At 40.1% G+C, this 17209-nt stretch carries 16 protein-coding genes; 10 read left to right on the forward strand and 6 right to left on the reverse strand.

Annotated elements, in window-relative coordinates; genetic code table 11:
• Positions 1 to 207: 207 nt before the first annotated feature.
• From NJ959_RS12510 to NJ959_RS12525, 4 genes are all read right to left on the reverse strand, one after another.
• Positions 208 to 567 (reverse strand): phage holin family protein, encoded by a 360-nt coding sequence (locus NJ959_RS12510; protein WP_254012087.1) that lies wholly within the window; start codon positions 565 to 567, stop codon positions 208 to 210.
• Positions 568 to 591: 24 nt separating this feature from the next.
• Positions 592 to 1683: a redox-regulated ATPase YchF gene (gene ychF / locus NJ959_RS12515; protein ID WP_254012088.1), complete on the reverse strand. Its 1092-nt coding sequence runs from the start codon at positions 1681 to 1683 to the stop codon at positions 592 to 594.
• Positions 1684 to 2405: 722 nt separating this feature from the next.
• The gene (locus NJ959_RS12520; protein ID WP_373693653.1) at positions 2406 to 2672 is read right to left on the reverse strand and encodes a hypothetical protein; all 267 of its coding nucleotides are present in this window, start codon (positions 2670 to 2672) and stop codon (positions 2406 to 2408) included.
• Between the two features lie 227 nt (positions 2673 to 2899).
• Complete coding sequence (locus NJ959_RS12525; RefSeq protein WP_254012089.1) at positions 2900 to 3319, reverse strand: type II toxin-antitoxin system TacA family antitoxin; 420 nt, start codon at positions 3317 to 3319, stop codon at positions 2900 to 2902.
• Positions 3320 to 3566: 247 nt separating this feature from the next.
• Between NJ959_RS12525 and NJ959_RS12530 the strand changes: the two genes are divergently transcribed.
• The 9 genes from NJ959_RS12530 (at position 3567) to NJ959_RS12570 (ending at position 13200) form a co-directional block, all read left to right on the forward strand.
• Positions 3567 to 5078, forward strand: coding sequence for a hydroxysqualene dehydroxylase (locus NJ959_RS12530; RefSeq protein ID WP_254012090.1), 1512 nt, complete (start codon positions 3567 to 3569; stop codon positions 5076 to 5078).
• Between the two features lie 181 nt (positions 5079 to 5259).
• Entirely contained in the window at positions 5260 to 6447 is a 1188-nt protein-coding gene (locus NJ959_RS12535; RefSeq protein ID WP_254012091.1) for a DNA cytosine methyltransferase, read from the forward strand.
• A gap of 237 nt (positions 6448 to 6684) precedes the next feature.
• On the forward strand, positions 6685 to 7017 hold the full coding sequence (locus NJ959_RS12540) for a 2Fe-2S iron-sulfur cluster-binding protein (protein WP_254012092.1): 333 nt from the start codon (positions 6685 to 6687) through the stop codon (positions 7015 to 7017).
• A 156-nt stretch (positions 7018 to 7173) separates the two neighbouring features.
• Entirely contained in the window at positions 7174 to 8040 is an 867-nt protein-coding gene (locus tag NJ959_RS12545) for an Rpn family recombination-promoting nuclease/putative transposase (RefSeq protein ID WP_254012093.1), read from the forward strand.
• 365 nt (positions 8041 to 8405) lie between these two features.
• Positions 8406 to 8552 carry a hypothetical protein gene (locus NJ959_RS12550; protein ID WP_254012094.1) on the forward strand — a complete coding sequence of 49 codons (147 nt, stop codon included), beginning with the start codon at positions 8406 to 8408 and terminating at the stop codon, positions 8550 to 8552.
• Positions 8553 to 8646: 94 nt separating this feature from the next.
• Entirely contained in the window at positions 8647 to 8898 is a 252-nt protein-coding gene (locus NJ959_RS12555) for a hypothetical protein (protein WP_254012095.1), read from the forward strand.
• A 112-nt stretch (positions 8899 to 9010) separates the two neighbouring features.
• Positions 9011 to 9925: a hypothetical protein gene (locus tag NJ959_RS12560; RefSeq protein WP_254012096.1), complete on the forward strand. Its 915-nt coding sequence runs from the start codon at positions 9011 to 9013 to the stop codon at positions 9923 to 9925.
• 18 nt (positions 9926 to 9943) lie between these two features.
• Positions 9944 to 10852 (forward strand): DUF1822 family protein, encoded by a 909-nt coding sequence (locus tag NJ959_RS12565; protein ID WP_254012097.1) that lies wholly within the window; start codon positions 9944 to 9946, stop codon positions 10850 to 10852.
• Between the two features lie 26 nt (positions 10853 to 10878).
• The gene (locus NJ959_RS12570) at positions 10879 to 13200 is read left to right on the forward strand and encodes a substrate-binding domain-containing protein (protein ID WP_254012098.1); all 2322 of its coding nucleotides are present in this window, start codon (positions 10879 to 10881) and stop codon (positions 13198 to 13200) included.
• Between the two features lie 146 nt (positions 13201 to 13346).
• Here NJ959_RS12570 and NJ959_RS12575 read toward each other — a convergent pair whose 3' ends face one another.
• Complete coding sequence (locus NJ959_RS12575; protein WP_254012101.1) at positions 13347 to 14105, reverse strand: DsbA family protein; 759 nt, start codon at positions 14103 to 14105, stop codon at positions 13347 to 13349.
• Between the two features lie 174 nt (positions 14106 to 14279).
• Positions 14280 to 16535, reverse strand: a complete 2256-nt coding sequence (locus NJ959_RS12580) for a RelA/SpoT family protein (protein ID WP_254012099.1) — start codon at positions 16533 to 16535, stop codon at positions 14280 to 14282.
• 262 nt (positions 16536 to 16797) lie between these two features.
• Here NJ959_RS12580 and patD point away from each other — a divergent pair, with 262 nt between their 5' ends.
• On the forward strand, positions 16798 to 17205 hold the full coding sequence (gene patD, locus NJ959_RS12585; protein ID WP_254012100.1) for a heterocyst frequency control protein PatD: 408 nt from the start codon (positions 16798 to 16800) through the stop codon (positions 17203 to 17205).
• Positions 17206 to 17209: the final 4 nt, after the last annotated feature.

Genomic DNA, 17209 nt, shown 5'->3' on the forward strand with positions numbered 1-17209 from the left:
ATTCTCAATGTTTGTAAGAGCAATGAACATTTTTCACCATTAACCCGAAAGAGCCGATTAAACATTAAAAGTCAAAAATCCAAAGTCAAAAGTCAAAATATAAGTTTAATTTTGACTTTTGACTGACATGAGTTCCTCAGCGACTCTAATCATAGTGGCGATGGTGCGTTACGCTGCGCTAACACACCCTACAGACTACAGACTGATTCACTTAACGAACTCTCCCAGTATCTTATAGATAAAGGAGTTAATAATACCGAGAGCAATTGCTCCTATCAAAGCACTCCAATATCCGCACTGCAACCGGAATCCCTGAACTAAATAAGCGGCTAAACCAAAAATAATGCCATTCAAAATAACGGCAAATAGCCCAAAAGTTAGGAAGGTAATTGGGAAAGCTAAGAACCCTAAAATGGGACGCAATAAGGCATTCAAAATCCCGAAAACGACGGCGGACCACATCACTGTCTCAAAACTGTCGATTTCTACACCTGTTGGTAGTTTGGAAATGATAAACAAACTGACGGAAGTAACGAGCCATGCAACGATTAGAGTAATCAGATCCATTTGGTAACTCCTTGTAATCAGAACCTAAACATTAAACAAGAACTCCAGGACATCTCCTTCTTGTACCACATACTCTTTCCCTTCGGAACGTAACACTCCTTTTTCCCTAGCCACTGCTTTGGAACCTGTAGCCACAAAGTCATGATAAGCAATAGTTTCGGCGCGGATAAATCCTTTCTCAAAATCGGAGTGAATCGCACCTGCGGCTTGAGGGGCTTTCATACCAGACGTAATTGTCCAGGCACGAGTTTCCTTTGGACCAGTGGTTAAGAAGGTACGCAATCCTAAAAGCTGATATGTGGCGCTAATTAAGGATCTCAATCCTCCTTCTTCTACACCAAGAGATTGTAAGAAATCTAGTTTTTCCTCATCCGATAATTCGACAAGTTCTGATTCTACTTGAGCGGAAACTATCACAACTTGGGCATTTTCTGTAGCGGCAATTTTGCGTACTTGTTCCACCCATTCATTGCCATTTGCTAAGTCATCTTCTGAAACATTTACGGCATAGATTGTCGGCTTACTAGTTAATAAACCCAAAGGCTTGACTAACTCCATTTCTTCTGAATTTAAACTTACTTGTCGTGCTGCTTTCCCTTCATTTAAGGCAGCACTTAATTTTTCTAGGGCATCAACTTCAATTTGAGCATCTTTATTGCCACGCGCCTGCTTGCGAGTGCGGTCCAATCTGCGATCGACTTGTGTTAAATCTGATAGTGCTAATTCCAGATTAATTACTTCGATATCCTGGACTGGATCTACGGAACCAGAAACATGGATAATGTCATCATCATCAAAGCAGCGGACAACGTGAACAATGGCATCTACTTCACGAATATTAGCCAAGAATTGGTTACCCAATCCTTCACCTTTACTGGCACCTTTGACTAACCCAGCAATATCGACAAACTCTATTCTAGTGGGGACAATTTGTTGGGATTTAGATAGTTTAGCCAAAACTTGTAATCGCTCATCTGGTACGGCAACAATACCGACATTTGGCTCAATTGTGCAGAAGGGAAAATTAGCGGCATCGGCTTTGGCATTGGCAACTAGGGCGTTAAATAAAGTGGATTTACCTACATTGGGTAGTCCGACAATTCCGGCTTTTAGCATGGTGATAATCAGTTGTGTCAGTAGTTAGTTGAAACGATTGGGTGAATTTTCAGGAATTGGCAACAGGGTGAAAATTATCAGTTGCCCACTATTGGCTCCTAAATTAGTCTATGACATTGGGCGCGATCGCGATCGGCTATGCTGGTACAATTGGCGCGATACCTGCGGCAGGCGTTAGCCCTAGGCTGGCTTGGCGCTAGCCTAGCGTCTCGAAAAGAAGCCATAGCAATTTTATTTTGGTAAATGGTTTACTCCAGGGACAAGGGAAATAAGTTATCGGTTAGGATAGGGAAGAGGTTGGAGGTTAGATGGTGTTTCAGATTTGCTTCAAGGTGGCAATTCTGGTTACGACTAAACGTAAACATTATAGCGGAAGTCTGCTTGCCGTTTTTTCTTATGGCTTTAGAAGCTTGTAAAGTGTGCGGCTCTTTAACTAGTACTAATGAAGAAATTTGCATGATTTGTGGGTATCCAGCTAAAGGAAACCCTAAGTCAATTTGGGTTAGGTGGATTGCAATTATTCTCGCTGCGTCTATTTGTTTGCCTTTGATTATTGGGTTTATCTACAATATGAGAGCAAAAGATAATCCTCCGCAATCTTTACCAGCTAAAACTATAACATCTTAGTGTGCGAATCTATCAATTAAATATTGATATTTTTGTTAGTTGGGTTACCCTGCGGGAAGCAAGCTATGTTACCTCAGTCCAACCTACTTTCTAGTTTACTCCTGAACTATATTTAATTCAGATAATTTGCAGATGGCTTTCATTACTTGTAATAATTCAACTGAATGTTCTGGGCGAAACAAGTTAAGTTCTGGCAAAAGGTGATAGGTTGGGGGATGCCCTTGCTGAATGTAGACAAACTGATAATTTATCCCATTGGTAGTCAGTCCCCAAACCGAATTTTGATATTCTAGTCTTGTATAAGAATATGTGAGTAATTGAGGTAAACCTTCTGAAGTGGATATCGGGGTAATCCTCTGCAATAACTTTCGGGTAGAGACTCTCGTTTAATTTCGGACATACTGACAGAGTAATAACCTACAACATCAGGGTTTCCTACTTCGGAAATTGCGATAAAGGTTTTAGCTACTCCTTTTCTATGATTTTGTTTAGCATATTTTTTCAGGTATTCATTTAATTCTAAAATACCACAATCGAACTTATTTTTGCTAACGTTGCTATCTATGGGAATAAAAATCAATTTCACTGTTTACCACTTCCCATATTTTTCCTGGTGTTTTTTGATCGCAGATTTCAACGCTTCATTGGGTTCCGGTGGATTTGAAACTGCTGAGGAAAATAGATCCCAATCGCGATTGCTCAAAACAATTTGCGCTGGGGGAGGTATTTCCTCTGTAGCTGTATTTAGCGCGATTTCAAGAAGATACTCCCTGAGAGTTAGACACCTCATCGCCGCAGCTTTTTCTAGAGTTTGTTTGTCTTCTAGACTAACAATCAGCGAGATCTGAGTTTCCTCAGTACCATTAACTGGGGATGAGGCTTCTGCTTCTGGTTGAGGTGGTTTAAAAGCCTTTAGCAGATATAAGCGCAACATTTCTGGAAGATGGGATTCTATTTCTACCAGGTGTTCCGAAAGTTCTTCTGGTACTTCGATAGTAATTGTTGGCATAGTACAATCTCCTATAATAGATTATTATAATGCAACCAGCAGCTTTGGCTATTTTGCTCGTTTCCTTGTCCTAACTGCTACGGGAACGGAAAAGTTATATCATTAACTACAATCTCCGATCTATTTGCCATTCTTGATGCTCTATTACCCATTTATATTGTTACTATAATTATATCACTAGTTATCCTCTCTACCTAAATTCATCCTAATTGTGGCATCCTAAAGAGAGAGACTCACGAGGTACAAGATGTCAGAAAGAACAGAACAAAAAAGGATAGTAGTCATTGGTGCAGGATGGGCAGGATTAGGCGCAACCTATCACCTCGCTCAACAAGGCTATGATGTCACCCTATTAGAAGCTGCCTCCTATCCTGGTGGCTTAGTTGCGGGCTGGAAAACCCCTGGCGGGCGTTCCGTAGAAGGGGGAATTCATGGTTTCTGGTATCCTTACCAAAATATTTTTAGTTTAGTGCGTAAATTAGGATTAAAACCCTTTACTCCTTTCACCCGCTCCTCTCAATATTCTCCTGCTGGATTAGAAGTAGAATCTCCTATATTTCAAAATGAATTTAGACTGCCAACTCCACTGGGCACGTTCATTTACACCCAATTCAAACGATTACCTTTAATCGATAGACTTTCCGCCCTTCCTCTTCTATATACTATCGTAGATTTCGATAATTCTGATGAAGCATGGCAAAGGTATGACAAAGTAACAGCACGGGAATTATTCAAACAGTTTGGTGTTTCCGCCCGACTTTACAAAGAGTCTTTTGAACCCATGTTATTAGTAGGATTATTTGCACCGGGAGAGCAATGTTCGGCTGCGGCGGCTTTGGGAATGCTCTATTATTTTATTTTAGCTCACCAACCAGACTTTGATGTGGTTTGGTGTCGGGGAACGGTGGGAGAAATGATATTTAAACCTTGGGTGGAACTAATTAAAAAAGCAGGAGGTAAAGTTTTAACTAATAAACGAGTAAACGATATCCTAATTGATGATAGTGGCAAAGCAAAAGCCGTAGTTTGTGGCGATGAAGTATTTGCCGCAGATGCCGTAATTTCTGCTGTTAGTGTCAGTGGGATTAAAAAGATTGTCAGCGGTAGTAGTAGTTTACAATCTGATCCAGAATTCCAGAATCTGAGAAATTTGGGGGGAATAGATGTTTTAGCTACAAGGTTATGGTTTGACCGCAAAATTAATATCCGCCATCCTTCTAATGCCTGTTTTGGCTTCGATTCGACTACGGGTTGGACATTTTTCGATCTTAATGCTTTGCACGATGAATATGCTGAGGAAGCAGGCAGTGTAATTGAGGCTGATTTTTATCATGCTAATCAGTTATTAGCGATGAGTGATGAGCAAATTATCGAGAAAGTGAAGCGAGATTTAGCTACTTGTGTGCCAGAGTTTAAAGATGCAACTATTATCGATAGTGCGGCGATTCGAGTGGAGCAGGGAGTGACACATTTTGCCCCAGGTAGCTATCAGTATTTACTCAAGGCAAAAACTAGTATTGAAAATGTTTTTATGAGTGGGGATTGGATTGTTACTAATCATGGCTCTTGGTCCCAGGAGAAGGCTTATGTGACGGGTTTGGAGGCGGCAAATTTAGTAATTGAGCAATTGGGAGTTGGGCATAAGGCTAATATTATCCCGATTGAGGCTGATGAACCACATATTCAGGTGGCACGGATGATTAATAAGACTGTGCGGGATGTGGGGAAAAGTTTATTGCCGGATTTTTGGTTACCGTAGAAATATTCAATCTCAATTTATGGAGAGTATCAGGGGCTAGGGTGTTTATTATTAGCTTCTCATTATTACTCTCTTCTCGCTGGATAAGGAATTATTTAACCACCAAGGCACAAAGACACGAAAGAATGGAAAATTGGATAATAAGATCGCTGAATTAAATTCAATAATGGGCAATAAATATATGGATAACTTTGAACTACCGATTATTAGAGCCACGGTTGAATTGTTTTCTGGAATTGGTGGATTTCGCCTTGCTGCACAAGAGAGAAATATACAGACAGTTTGGGCAAATGATAGTTGCCCAAAAGCTTGTAATGTATACCAGACTTCCTTTGGGAATAAAGAATTAAAACAAGGAGATATCCGTGAATTGGTAAATGAGATTCCCCCTCATGATTTATTAACTGCGGGTTTTCCATGTCAACCTTTTAGTAGTGCTGGCAAGAAGGATGGAGTGCGCGATCCGCGTGGTAATCTTTTTGAGATAATTGTTGATATTTTACGGAAACAAAAGCCCAGTTTTTTTATATTGGAGAATGTCAAACGGTTGCTATCTATGGAGGAGGGAAATCATTTTGCTAAGATACTGAGTCAGTTAGCGAGTTTGGACTATCATATTGAGTGGCGTGTAGTTAATGCTATGGATTTCGGTTTGCCGCAAAATCGCCAACGAGTAGTTATAATCGGTGCTTTACAAAATGATGTTGAAGTAGATTTTCCATTGATAAGATTAGCCTCAACAGAGAATCTATCGGAGTTGCCAGAATCAAGTTTTAATAGGTTAACTGATTTTGATAGTTGGCTAAAAATTAAAGCACACAGCCAAAGATTTCCCCATTGGGGAATTGCTAAAGATGGGAGATTCTTTGGTTATGATTTTACTCATTTTTATGATAGAATTTCGGGAGTTACATTACGGACTATACTGGAATCTGATGTAGATACCCAGTTTGATTTTACGGAATCGACTTTGAAGCGTTTACAAGATAGTACTCCCGTCAATCATTTCGTGCAAGGAGTACAAATTCTCTATAATCAAGTTGGAGGAGCGCGGATGGGTTATACAGTATTCGGAATTGATGGTGTTGCTCCCACTCTCACCTCGACAACGAGTCGCCACTATGAACGCTATAAAATTGGCAATAAATATCGCCGTCTAACTAATGTTGAATATGCTCGCATTCAAGGGTTTCCAGACAACCATTGTGCTGCTGTATCTATTTACGATCAATATGCTCTTTTTGGCAATGCGATACCCCCTGTTATGGTGGGATGGGTGATGGATTGTATCCTCGAAAATAGAGTTGCCAAGATAACTATGCCTAAGTTTGAACAGTTACAATTATTCTCTTTACCTTATGCTCTCTAAAGAAGAATTACGCGCACGGCGCTGATAATTGGGTAATTGAGATACAGAAGGATTTCGCACGATTCCCAAATAATAATGAGTGGGAACGTCTTTTGAGTAGTCCATTAGATGGTAAAATTGGCATAAGTCCTGCATTGCAGTGGCGATATAATTTTGGTCGTATTTTCAGAAATACTCAATCTCAAGATGAAGAGGATACTCTGTGAAATCAGGATATGAATTTTAAGGGAGAAATAAGTGGCAATTTATCAAGTTAGATTAGTTAATTCAGCACTCAATATCGATCGTACCATTGAAGTCCCTGACGATCAATATATTCTTGATATGGCGGAAGAATCAGGAATTCGATTACCTGCGGGATGTCGGGAAGGAACTTGTTCCTCTTGTATTGCTAAAATTGTTAGTGGTGAGGTGAATCAAAGGGAACAAAAGTTTCTGAAACCATCAGAAATGGCAGCGGGATATACGGTTACTTGTGTCGCTTACCCTATGTCTGATTGTGTTTTAGAAACTCATCAAGAACAAGTTCTTTATAAATCATCACTTTATTTTAAATCCGAAGCTACGTGAGGTAACGAGAAACCGGGTTTCTGGGGTGTACTTGATAAACCTGCAACTTTGTTTAACTTTATTTTTGACCAACTAGTTAGCAACTTACGTTACAATATAAAATATTTATAGAGACGCTTTGATTGAATTATTAATTCACCGTCACCTGTTGAAATTATGATGTTCATCAACCCCAAAACAGATTACGCATTCAAGAAAATATTTGGTTCATCCCAAAGCAAAGATATCTTAATCAGCTTTCTCAACGCCATCATCTATGAAGGTAATTCTATTATCGCCGACTTAGAAATTATCAATCCCCATCTACCGCCGCAAATAGAAGGATTAAAAGATACTTATTTGGATGTGAGAGCCAAACTGAGAGATGGGAGTATAGTCATTATTGAAATGCAGGTATTAAATGTAGAGTCTTTTGGGAAAAGAGTATTGTACAATGCCGCCAAAACTTATGCCTTTCAGTTAGAGGCAGGAGAAGGCTACCGAATGCTTAAACCTGTAATTGCCTTAACATTAACAGATTTCGAGATATTTAAAGGTAGCGCTCGTTTAATTTCTCAGTTTATCTATAAAGAAGAGGAGACTAATCTACCATATACAGATAATAATATCAAGTTGATTTTTGTAGAACTACCTAAATTCACCAAAGAATTAAATGAACTAGAAACCATAACAGACAAATGGATTTATTTCATAAAATATGCCAAAACACTGACAGATGTACCGGAAACAATGGACAGAATACCGGAAATACACAAAGCCTTTGAAATCGCGAATAAAATCAATTTAACGCGGGAAGAAATAGAAGAGATTGACAGAAGAGAAATGTTTATTTACGATCAACAGGGAGCTATTCTCAAAGCAGCAACAGAAGCGAAGGAAGAAGGAATAAGAGAAAAAGCGATCGCAATTGCCCAACAATTACTCGCCCACCTTGACGATGCCACCATCAGCCAAACCACAGGGCTAAGTATGGAAGAGATTCAGAATTTGCGCTCGTCGTGCGAAGCGCAGCAGCAAAGCTGATGGTTTTAGCGTACTATCCCCAAAAACTCAACTCGATCCTCTTCCATTATATCATCGGTGGCAGGTTCACCAGGATAAAAGCGATCGCAGCCTGAAGTTGTGTAATTGAAATGTTGCTTGTAGCAGTTACTCTCGCCCTGGCACTTAACGTAGACTACATCATTTTAGATAACTTTGCCGCTCGGCGAGAAGCTAGCGGATATAGAATGTAAAGATTTGTAAAGATTCTCGGAAAACTTATCGCCTCAACCAGAGTTATAGGTGAAACGATTCGTGCTTGCGCAGCAATACGAATGATTTTGTTGTTTAGGTAACATTTAAAGAGGTATTGCGATGCTTTTCGGTATTTTAGTTTTCCTTAATATATGCTAGTTGGTTATTTGGCATTTGACAAAGGAGATTATCAAACAGCTTTGATTAATTTCCAAAGGGCATTAAATGAAAACCCTGATAATGCTTATGCACTCAAAGCTATTGACAATACCAAACAACGAATTGCTAGTAGTCGGTAGTGATGGTTTTAATTGGAGGAAAGTGCATCGTTAAATCTACTCTAAGATTAGCGTAACTATTGTTACATCGGCACATATCCCAAAAAAGGAAAATATGAACAGTGTCTTAATCGTGTTTTACTTCTTAATAGCCGCCTATTTGTTCTGGTTTTGGTTCAATCGCTTCAAACAAGAGAATACTTTAACTAATGAGGAAAAAGTATTGTGCTTGGCAACATTTGTGATTGGTGTTATATTTTTGCCAATTGTGATACCGATAGCTTATTCTAAGTTAGTACTACGTCAAAAAGAAAGAGATCTTGATGTTCAAGAATCAATAAAGGAAATTTGTATCTGTTTGGAATAGCAATCTGTAGCTAAGTGCGGTCTCCCTAATAGCGAAACACCATCAAAATAACAATAAAATAATCATCAGATTACCATCACCAAAACAACTCCTGAAACAGTGAGATCCCAAGATGTCTAAAAATCAACAAAGAAAACTTATCAACTGTCTTATCGAAGAAGTTCAAGGAAAAACACCCGGTACTCAGGAAAGACAATCAGCCTTAACAAGAGTCGTAGATGAAATATTGAGATCCCGTCCAATTTGCCGTCCCCTTCACGGAGAATCATTATCTGGTGTTTGTCGGGAAATTTATCAAGGAGCGCGTCAAATACTTTACCATCTTATCGATAAAGATATTGACGATTACAATCCAGAAAAAACACCAGATACAGGATGGGTAAAATCGCGAATGAATCTAGCATTTGCTCAAGTTTTGCATAATGAAAATCAATTGAATCGGCTGGCATTAGAAGCGCAACAACACCCACAACGTTCACAACAACGACAGTATCTTTTAACCGAATTAGTGACGATTGTACAAAAATACGGCAAGCTAATACGCCCCTATCAAGGTAGCCTTACTCAAGAGTTTTATGAGGTGGTTTATGAGGATGCTATCAATCGCACCTTATTGTATGTATTTCAAAAAATTGACTTGTACGATTCCCAAAGAGGAGGCTTTATGAATTGGGTTAATTTTCGACTAGGTAAAACATTTTTGGAACTTCAAGTACCCAATCAGATTCAAAGTACTACAACTGACATCGAACAACTTCAACATACAGAATCAGCCCCTACTGTATTTGAGGTTATCACCCAATGTATAGAAGAAGATCGTGAAGGAATATTTAAAAAGGAATGCCTCAGAAATAATCAACATGTCAACTTTAAAGCCATCTTTGTTGCCAAGAGAGTAGATGGAAAAAGGTGGCATGATATTTCAGAAGACTTGGGAATTCCTGTCACAACTCTCAGTAGCTTTTACTGGCGTTGCATCCAAAAATTTGCCCCCAGAATCAAACAATACGTTCAAGAATACGCCTAACTGGAGAATCTACACATCATGAACCACAATAACCAACAATTGAATCACACAGTCAAACTCGGACAAAACGCCCACCAAATCGCCAAAGAATTCCGCCGACATCAAGCCAACTTTTACCAGGCGCAACAGGTTTACCTCAACACCCTAGCTGTCTATGCGGTGAATGACTACCTAAAAAATAATGGCATTAAAACTAACCTCGAAACTAGTGATAGTTGGCATCCAGTCATGCAGTCTTTGGCAGATATTGCCGATTTGCAAATCCAATATCGAGGTGAATGGCAAAAAATAGAGTGCCGCCCTGTATTCTCAGATACAAACTCTGTTTACATTCCAGCAGAAGTATGGGAAGATCGGATTGGGTATATTGCTGTTCAAATCAATGAATACCTAACAGAAGCCACTTTGTTGGGATTTGTGAAAACAACAGCAACGGAGGAGTTACCCCTGAGTCAATTACAACCTTTGGCGGATTTGTTAGAGGAGTTAAAACCCCCCATCAAACCTTTAGTCAACTTAAGCCGATGGTTTGAGAATATTGTGGAAGCAGGTTGGCAAACTGTTGAAGATATATTCAATCAACCACAGGCGAGTTTGGCATTCAGAGGTATTAACTCAGTTGCTGTAAAACGAAGAAAGACAATTCAACTCCAAGGCTACACTTTCCAGATTATCATTGATATTCGTCAAGAGTCTGATGGAAAAGTTCGCATTCACCCAAACTTATTCTCTGGTGCCAATAGTAATTTACCAAACGGAGTCAATTTAATCCTACTTGATGAAACAGGAAACCATTTCCTAAAAACTGAATCCCTAGGAGGTGAAAATTTAATCAAAACCCAGCCGTTTAAAGGGAAAGCAGGAGAATGCTTTGCAGTTAAAATTGCTTTGGGTGAGGAGAGTGTAACAGAAGAGTTTATAATCTGATATTAAATGCTGGCAGGCAGACAAGTATGGCAAAAGTCGTTGTATTGAGTCTAGAAGAAATTGACGGCGGCGGAGTTCGAGTTACCCTAGAGATGGGGGGAGACAATCAGCCCGTCACGAGTAGTAGAATTCGCGGTAAGTTACCCCCAAATTCAGAAGTTTTTCTCAGCTATGAGGAATGGCAAAGTCATTATCGGAATCTGGGTACTCAACTCCGCTTTCGCAAGGAATATCCTACTCTAGGTACCTGCCGCTTAGAGGTAGTATTAGAGGATGAACTAACCGTCATTGAGGATGTGAAAAAAAATGTTAAAGAATGCCAAGAATCCTTTGAAAATTTGAAGCTAAACCTGAATAATTGGCTTAACTCTGATGGATTTTCTCCGATTAAGTGGAAGTTACTATCAGAGTTAAATAAACAAGACGAAATTCGATTTATTATTTGCACAGAAAACCATAGATTACGCAAATTACCTTGGGATGTTTGGGGATTTTTTGAGGAATTTCCCCAAGCGGTGGCGGCAATTGGTCCTTTAGAACACGGTTCTCCAATTTCTCCTACTCCTAAAAAACAGGTAAAAATTCTAGCTATTTTAGGCGATAGTCGAGGTATTGATACGAAACGAGATGAAGAATTATTGAAACGTTTAGAAGTATCAGCACAAGCCTCTGTTCGTGTTTTGGTAGAACCTAAACGTCATGAGTTTGAAGCACTTTGGCAGGAAAGCTGGGATATCCTTTTCTTTGCGGGACATAGTAGTACTCAAACAGATGGGGAAACAGGTTTTATTTATATTAATACACAGGAAAAGTTATCACTAAAAGAATTAAAAAATACTCTGAAAAAAGCTATTAATAATGGGTTGCAACTGGCTATCTTTAATTCCTGCGATGGGTTAGGTATTGCTTACGAATTAGAACAATTAAATATTCCCCAAAGTATTGTGATGCGGGAACCCGTACCGGATCAATTTGCTCAAGAATTTTTAAGGTATTTTCTGGAATACTTTTCTCAGGATACTTCTTTGTATCTATCTGTAAGAGAAGCACGAGAAAAACTACAGGATTTAGTAAATCTCGATAATATTTATCCAGGTGCAAGCTGGTTACCTGTAATTTGTCAGCATCCCGGCACTGTTCCCCTGCGGTGGCGAGATTTTTTAGTGACAGATACTATTAAATCCGATCCTAGCGCCACACCTGCTGTAGAATCTATTCAACAACCAAGTTTAGCAGAAAATATTCTAGGAGAGTTGCGAGGAAATCCTACTTCAGTAACATCTCCACCTATTTTATTTCAAAATTCAGAAACTTCTACTCCGCCTCAGCCTAAACCACAATCTTCTTGGCAGAAAATCACCATCGGTGTGGGAATTGTAATTAGTACTATTGGTATTTCAGCCATAGCTTGGTGGTGGTTTAAAGGATCGATATGTTCATTAACCGATATTAGAACAAGATTTCGGACCGATATTCCTGAACAACAACGATTTGATTATGGGGGAAGTACTAGTTGGATTCCCATAGCTGAACCTTTCCACAAGACAATTGCCGAATCTTTCCCAAATTTCGATTTACAAAAGCCCAAATACATAGGTTCCGTTGAAGGAATTCAACAGGTAGTAAAAGGATCGTCGGCTTTTGGTTTATCATCAACTTATCCTCAGCCAATTGATCGCGAAAATGCTCAAAAACAAGGATTTACCCTTCTAGAAAAAGCAATTGGAATTGATGCTATATCAATAAGTGTCAATTTTAAACTAAATATTCCCGGTTTAACCCTCGCTCAACTAAAAGGAATTTATACTGGACGTATCACCAATTGGCAAGAGGTTGGTGGACCTAATTTACCAATTATTCCCTACTCTAGATCCGATGAAAAGGGAGGAACAGTATTAACATTTATCGATAGGGTTCTCGGCGGTGAACCTCTCAATTCTAAAGTAGTCAAATTTGTTAATTCTACCACTGCTGGAGTTGACAAATTAACTAATAATTTAGGCGGTATTTACTATGCCTCAGCCGCTGAAATTGTCTCTCAATGTGGAATTCGTCCCGTAGCAATTCAAAACGAACAGGGTAATTTTATTCCTCCTTATCAGGGGAATTTAGTTCCGCCAGAATCTTGTCCGAAGCAGCGCAATCAAGTTAATCGAGAAGCATTTAAAAATAAAAATTACCCCCTCACCCGCAATCTTTATGGAATTATCAAAGATTTTCCGGGTGAGGATACTCCTGAAGAGAAAGCAGGAAGAGCATACATTGAATTATTATTGACAGGTAAAGGTCAAGCAATTGTCCGAGATGCTGGTTTTGCTCCAGTTAAGTATGCTTGTTCTTCAAGGTAGTGTATTTCGGTAAGTGTTGAAGAGATGAAATAACCAATAACCAATAACCATTACAGGACTTACGCAAAGCCTCCATCTGTAGGGTGCGTTATGCTTTGCTAACGCACCATCCACACTATTAGTAGCGTCGCTGCGTAAGTCCTGAATTACCTAACTTTAGCGAGAATAGCCTCCATATCAGATAACTTCACCGCACCCGTAAATAACTCATCATTCATCACGAAAAAGGGAGTACCGTAAATCCCCAAACTAGCACCTAACGCCATATCCTGTTGAATCGCGACATTAGCAGCAGGACTATTGCGATCGCGGTTAAACTGCTCTACATTTAGATTAAGCCCTTGAGCTGTCGCCACATAAAACTCCTCACCGAGTTTCTGTTGATTGCTAAATAGCGCATCTTGATATGGCCAAAATTTACCCTGCTCAAATGCAGCCCAAGCCGCTTTAGCCGCAACAACTGCTTCGGGATGAATATCTGTTAAGGGAAAATGTTTGTAAACTAACTTGACTTCATCCTGATGCTTTGCCATAAATTGTTTGAGAGTTTTATGAGCTTCAGCACAATAAGGACATTGAAAATCTGAAAACTCAACTAGCAAAATTTTAGCTTGCTCTGCACCTATTGTCGGAGAGTCACCAATTACAGCTTGGGGATGAGTTTTTACCGCATCCAAAACGAGTTTTCTTCCCTGCTCTATTTTCTGTTGTTGTTGTTCCTGATATGCTTGTACAGATTCTATCAAAACTTCTGGGTGTTGCCGGATAATTTGTAACACCTGCGATTCTAATTCAGAGTCGATTTTGTTGGCTGCTTGTGCGGGAAGTGACCAACTTAGTAATGTGATGCACAATAACAGTAAGGCTATTTGTGCGAATAGTTTCTTGCAAATGGCTAGTATCATGAAATAAAGGGAGTAGGGAATAGGGAGTAGGGAGTAGGGAGTGGGGAGTAGGGAGTAGGGAGTGGGAAACAGAATATTTATACCATGAGCAATTAGCAATTAGCAATTCCCCATCCTTATATCCGCTGTTCCATTCCCCACCACCCGATACTGCATTCGCTGTTCCATTCCCGATTAACATTCTCCCATCTCACTCACCCGCCGTAGATGTAAAATATCGCTCATCTTCTTAATCCGGATAAAACTTTGCTCTAACTGATCGTAATCCTGAATATCAATACACAAATCGATAATAGCAGGTTTACCCTGTTGAGTTTTCACTTGTGCTTTACGGACATTAATATTTTGATCGCACAAACGAGATAGAACATCTTTAAAAACTCCCACCCGATCGATCGCCTCAATTTGTACGTTTACTGGATAAGTTTGTGGTCTTCCATTATTACTATTAGTCTGATTCCAACTTACTGGAACAATCCGATCTCCTTGTACATTCTCAACATTAGCACAGCCTTGGCGATGAATTGAAATCCCGTGCAATCTAGTAACTACACCAATAATTGGTTCGCCAGGAACGGGGTTACAACAACCAGCAATGCGGTGCATTAATCCCTCAACACCAATAATCGGTTCGCTTTTCGTAATATTGGAAGAAAGGGGAATTTTGCTACTGGGTGCGAGGGAAGCAATGGTTTCTTCAATAGTTTCCTCTGTCTCAATAGGTTGAGTGGTTTTTACCAAATCTCGCAGGCGTTTTACCACTAAATTTAGGGTAACTTCACCATAACCTAATGCTGCCAATAAATCCTCAACACTATGATAATTGCAGCGCCGCGCCACAGACTGCATCGGTTCAGATTTCAGTAAAGATTCAAAGCCATTTTTCCCTAATTCCTTTTCTAATAAATCCCTACCCCGCTCAATATTTTCCTCCCGATTAAAACGTTTATACCACTGCCGAATCCGATTGCGAGCGCTAGGTGTTGCAGCAAAGTTCAACCAATCTAAGCTGGGGCGAGCATTTTTCTGAGTAATAATTTCCACGATATCCCCGTTTTTTAACGGCGTATCTAGCACGCGCCACTGTGCATTAATTCTCACTCCGGTACAGCGGTGTCCTACCTCAGTATGAATCCGATAAGCAAAGTCTACTGGCGTTGCACCTCGACTCAAAACCATCACATCCCCTTTCGGAGTAAATACATAGACATCATCGTCAAATAAATTATCTTTGACACTATCAATATATTCCTGTGCATCTTTGAGATCGTGTTGCCATTCTAATAATTGTCGCAGCCAAGTAAACTTTTCATCATCTGTTGTCAGCTTGGTGTTGCTATTTCCAGCTTCTTTATATTTCCAGTGTGCAGCAATTCCGTATTCAGCAATATGGTGCATTTCCAATGTCCGAATTTGCACTTCTATCGGACGACCGTGAGACCCCATTACACCAGTATGTAGTGATTGATATCGGTTTGGCTTGGGCAATCCAATATAATCTTTAAACCTGCCAGGAATCGGTCGAAAAGCATCGTGAACTATTGCTAATGATCGATAACACTCTTCCTTTGTTTCCACAATAATCCGCATCGCAGCTAGGTCATAAATTTCATGAAATCCTTTTTGCTGCCGCTGCATTTTTTGGTATATACTGTATAAGTGTTTAGGGCGACTGCTCAGGTCAAAGCATTTAATCCCTGCTTCATCCAACCGTTCCCGCAGAATTTGCGAAATGTTCGCCAAGCGTTCCTCCCTGTCTTGTCGCCTTTCTGCTACCAGTTGCTGCATCTCGCGATAGGCTTCTGGTTCGAGATATTTAAAGGCTAAATCTTCTAATTCCCACTTTAAGCTCCCAATGCCCAGTCTATTGGCTAAGGGAGCGAAGATTTCGCGGGTTTCCAGGGCAATTGAGCGCTGTTTTTCTGGTTTTAAATGTTGTAAAGTCCGCATGTTATGTAGTCGATCTGCTAGCTTTACTACAATTACTCGGATATCCTTGGCCATCGCCAGGAACATTCTACGGAAATTTTCGGCTTGGCGTTCAGTTTTACTAGAAAAGTTAAATTTAGAGAGTTTGGTAACACCTTCGACTAAGTGGCCAACTTCAATACCGAAGCGAGATTCAAGTTGTTCTAGGGTAACATCCGTGTCTTCCACCACATCATGGAGAAATCCAGCGGCTATCATAGTACTGTTGCCGCCCAAATCCCTTAATAAACCTGCCACTGCGATGGGATGGGCGATGTAGGGTTCTCCTGATGCTCGATATTGTCCCCGATGCAAGTCGTACCCAAATTCAAAGGCTCTGGCAATTAAAGCTACCTCATCAGGAACAGGTTTGTCTGAAGAGTCGGAGGTGGCAGATAAGCACTCCTGAAGCCAGTCAGGAATTTCAACGTCAAAAGTAGCAGTGCTGGCGATGGCATCCATAATTAATTGTTTGTCTAACTGATAAAAGATAGTGATGGGAGTTTAGTAGGACTGCGATCGACTCAGCCCTAGGGTTAAAATCCTGTAATTGCTCCTAGCCTTGTAGACTGCTCAAAACGATCCAGGACTATGTTTAGCGAATTCTTCCATAAAGCAAATCCAGTGGCAAGTGCTTTTCGGATAGCGTGCTGTTCAAACAAAAAGGCAAAAATCCTGAGTGCTTGTCAGCCTCAGTGCTAGCTTTCCAGTAAGCTATTGCTTTATGACAGAAAAGATTCTTTACATTGATTCTAAACGAACTTGTATCAGAATGTTACCTCTATTACAGCGCTTATGCTATGAACAATTCCAACAAGCCATTGAGCAACTACTCTCTTGCACCACGGCTTCAGAGTTAGACTTCGCCGCCATTAGAAATGGGTTCGATCAACTTAAACAGCTATTTCAAAGCCAAATTCTCTCTCTGAGTCAAGATGGGCTAGCACCAGAATCCGTATCTCGGTGGCAGTCTATCCAGACAGAAGTCCACAAACAGATGCGGCTTTTGGCAACGGATATGATCATGCTCCAGGCTGCACGGAATCCTGCTACATCTGCCATTAGGCTAGCAGGAATTTGCGATCGCCTCAACTGTCTGCGGCAATTCTGCCAAGTTTTGCTCTCAGAATAGGGAG

It is taken from the genome of Limnofasciculus baicalensis BBK-W-15 (assembly GCF_024178385.1).
Lineage (GTDB): Bacteria > Cyanobacteriota > Cyanobacteriia > Cyanobacteriales > Coleofasciculaceae > Limnofasciculus > Limnofasciculus baicalensis.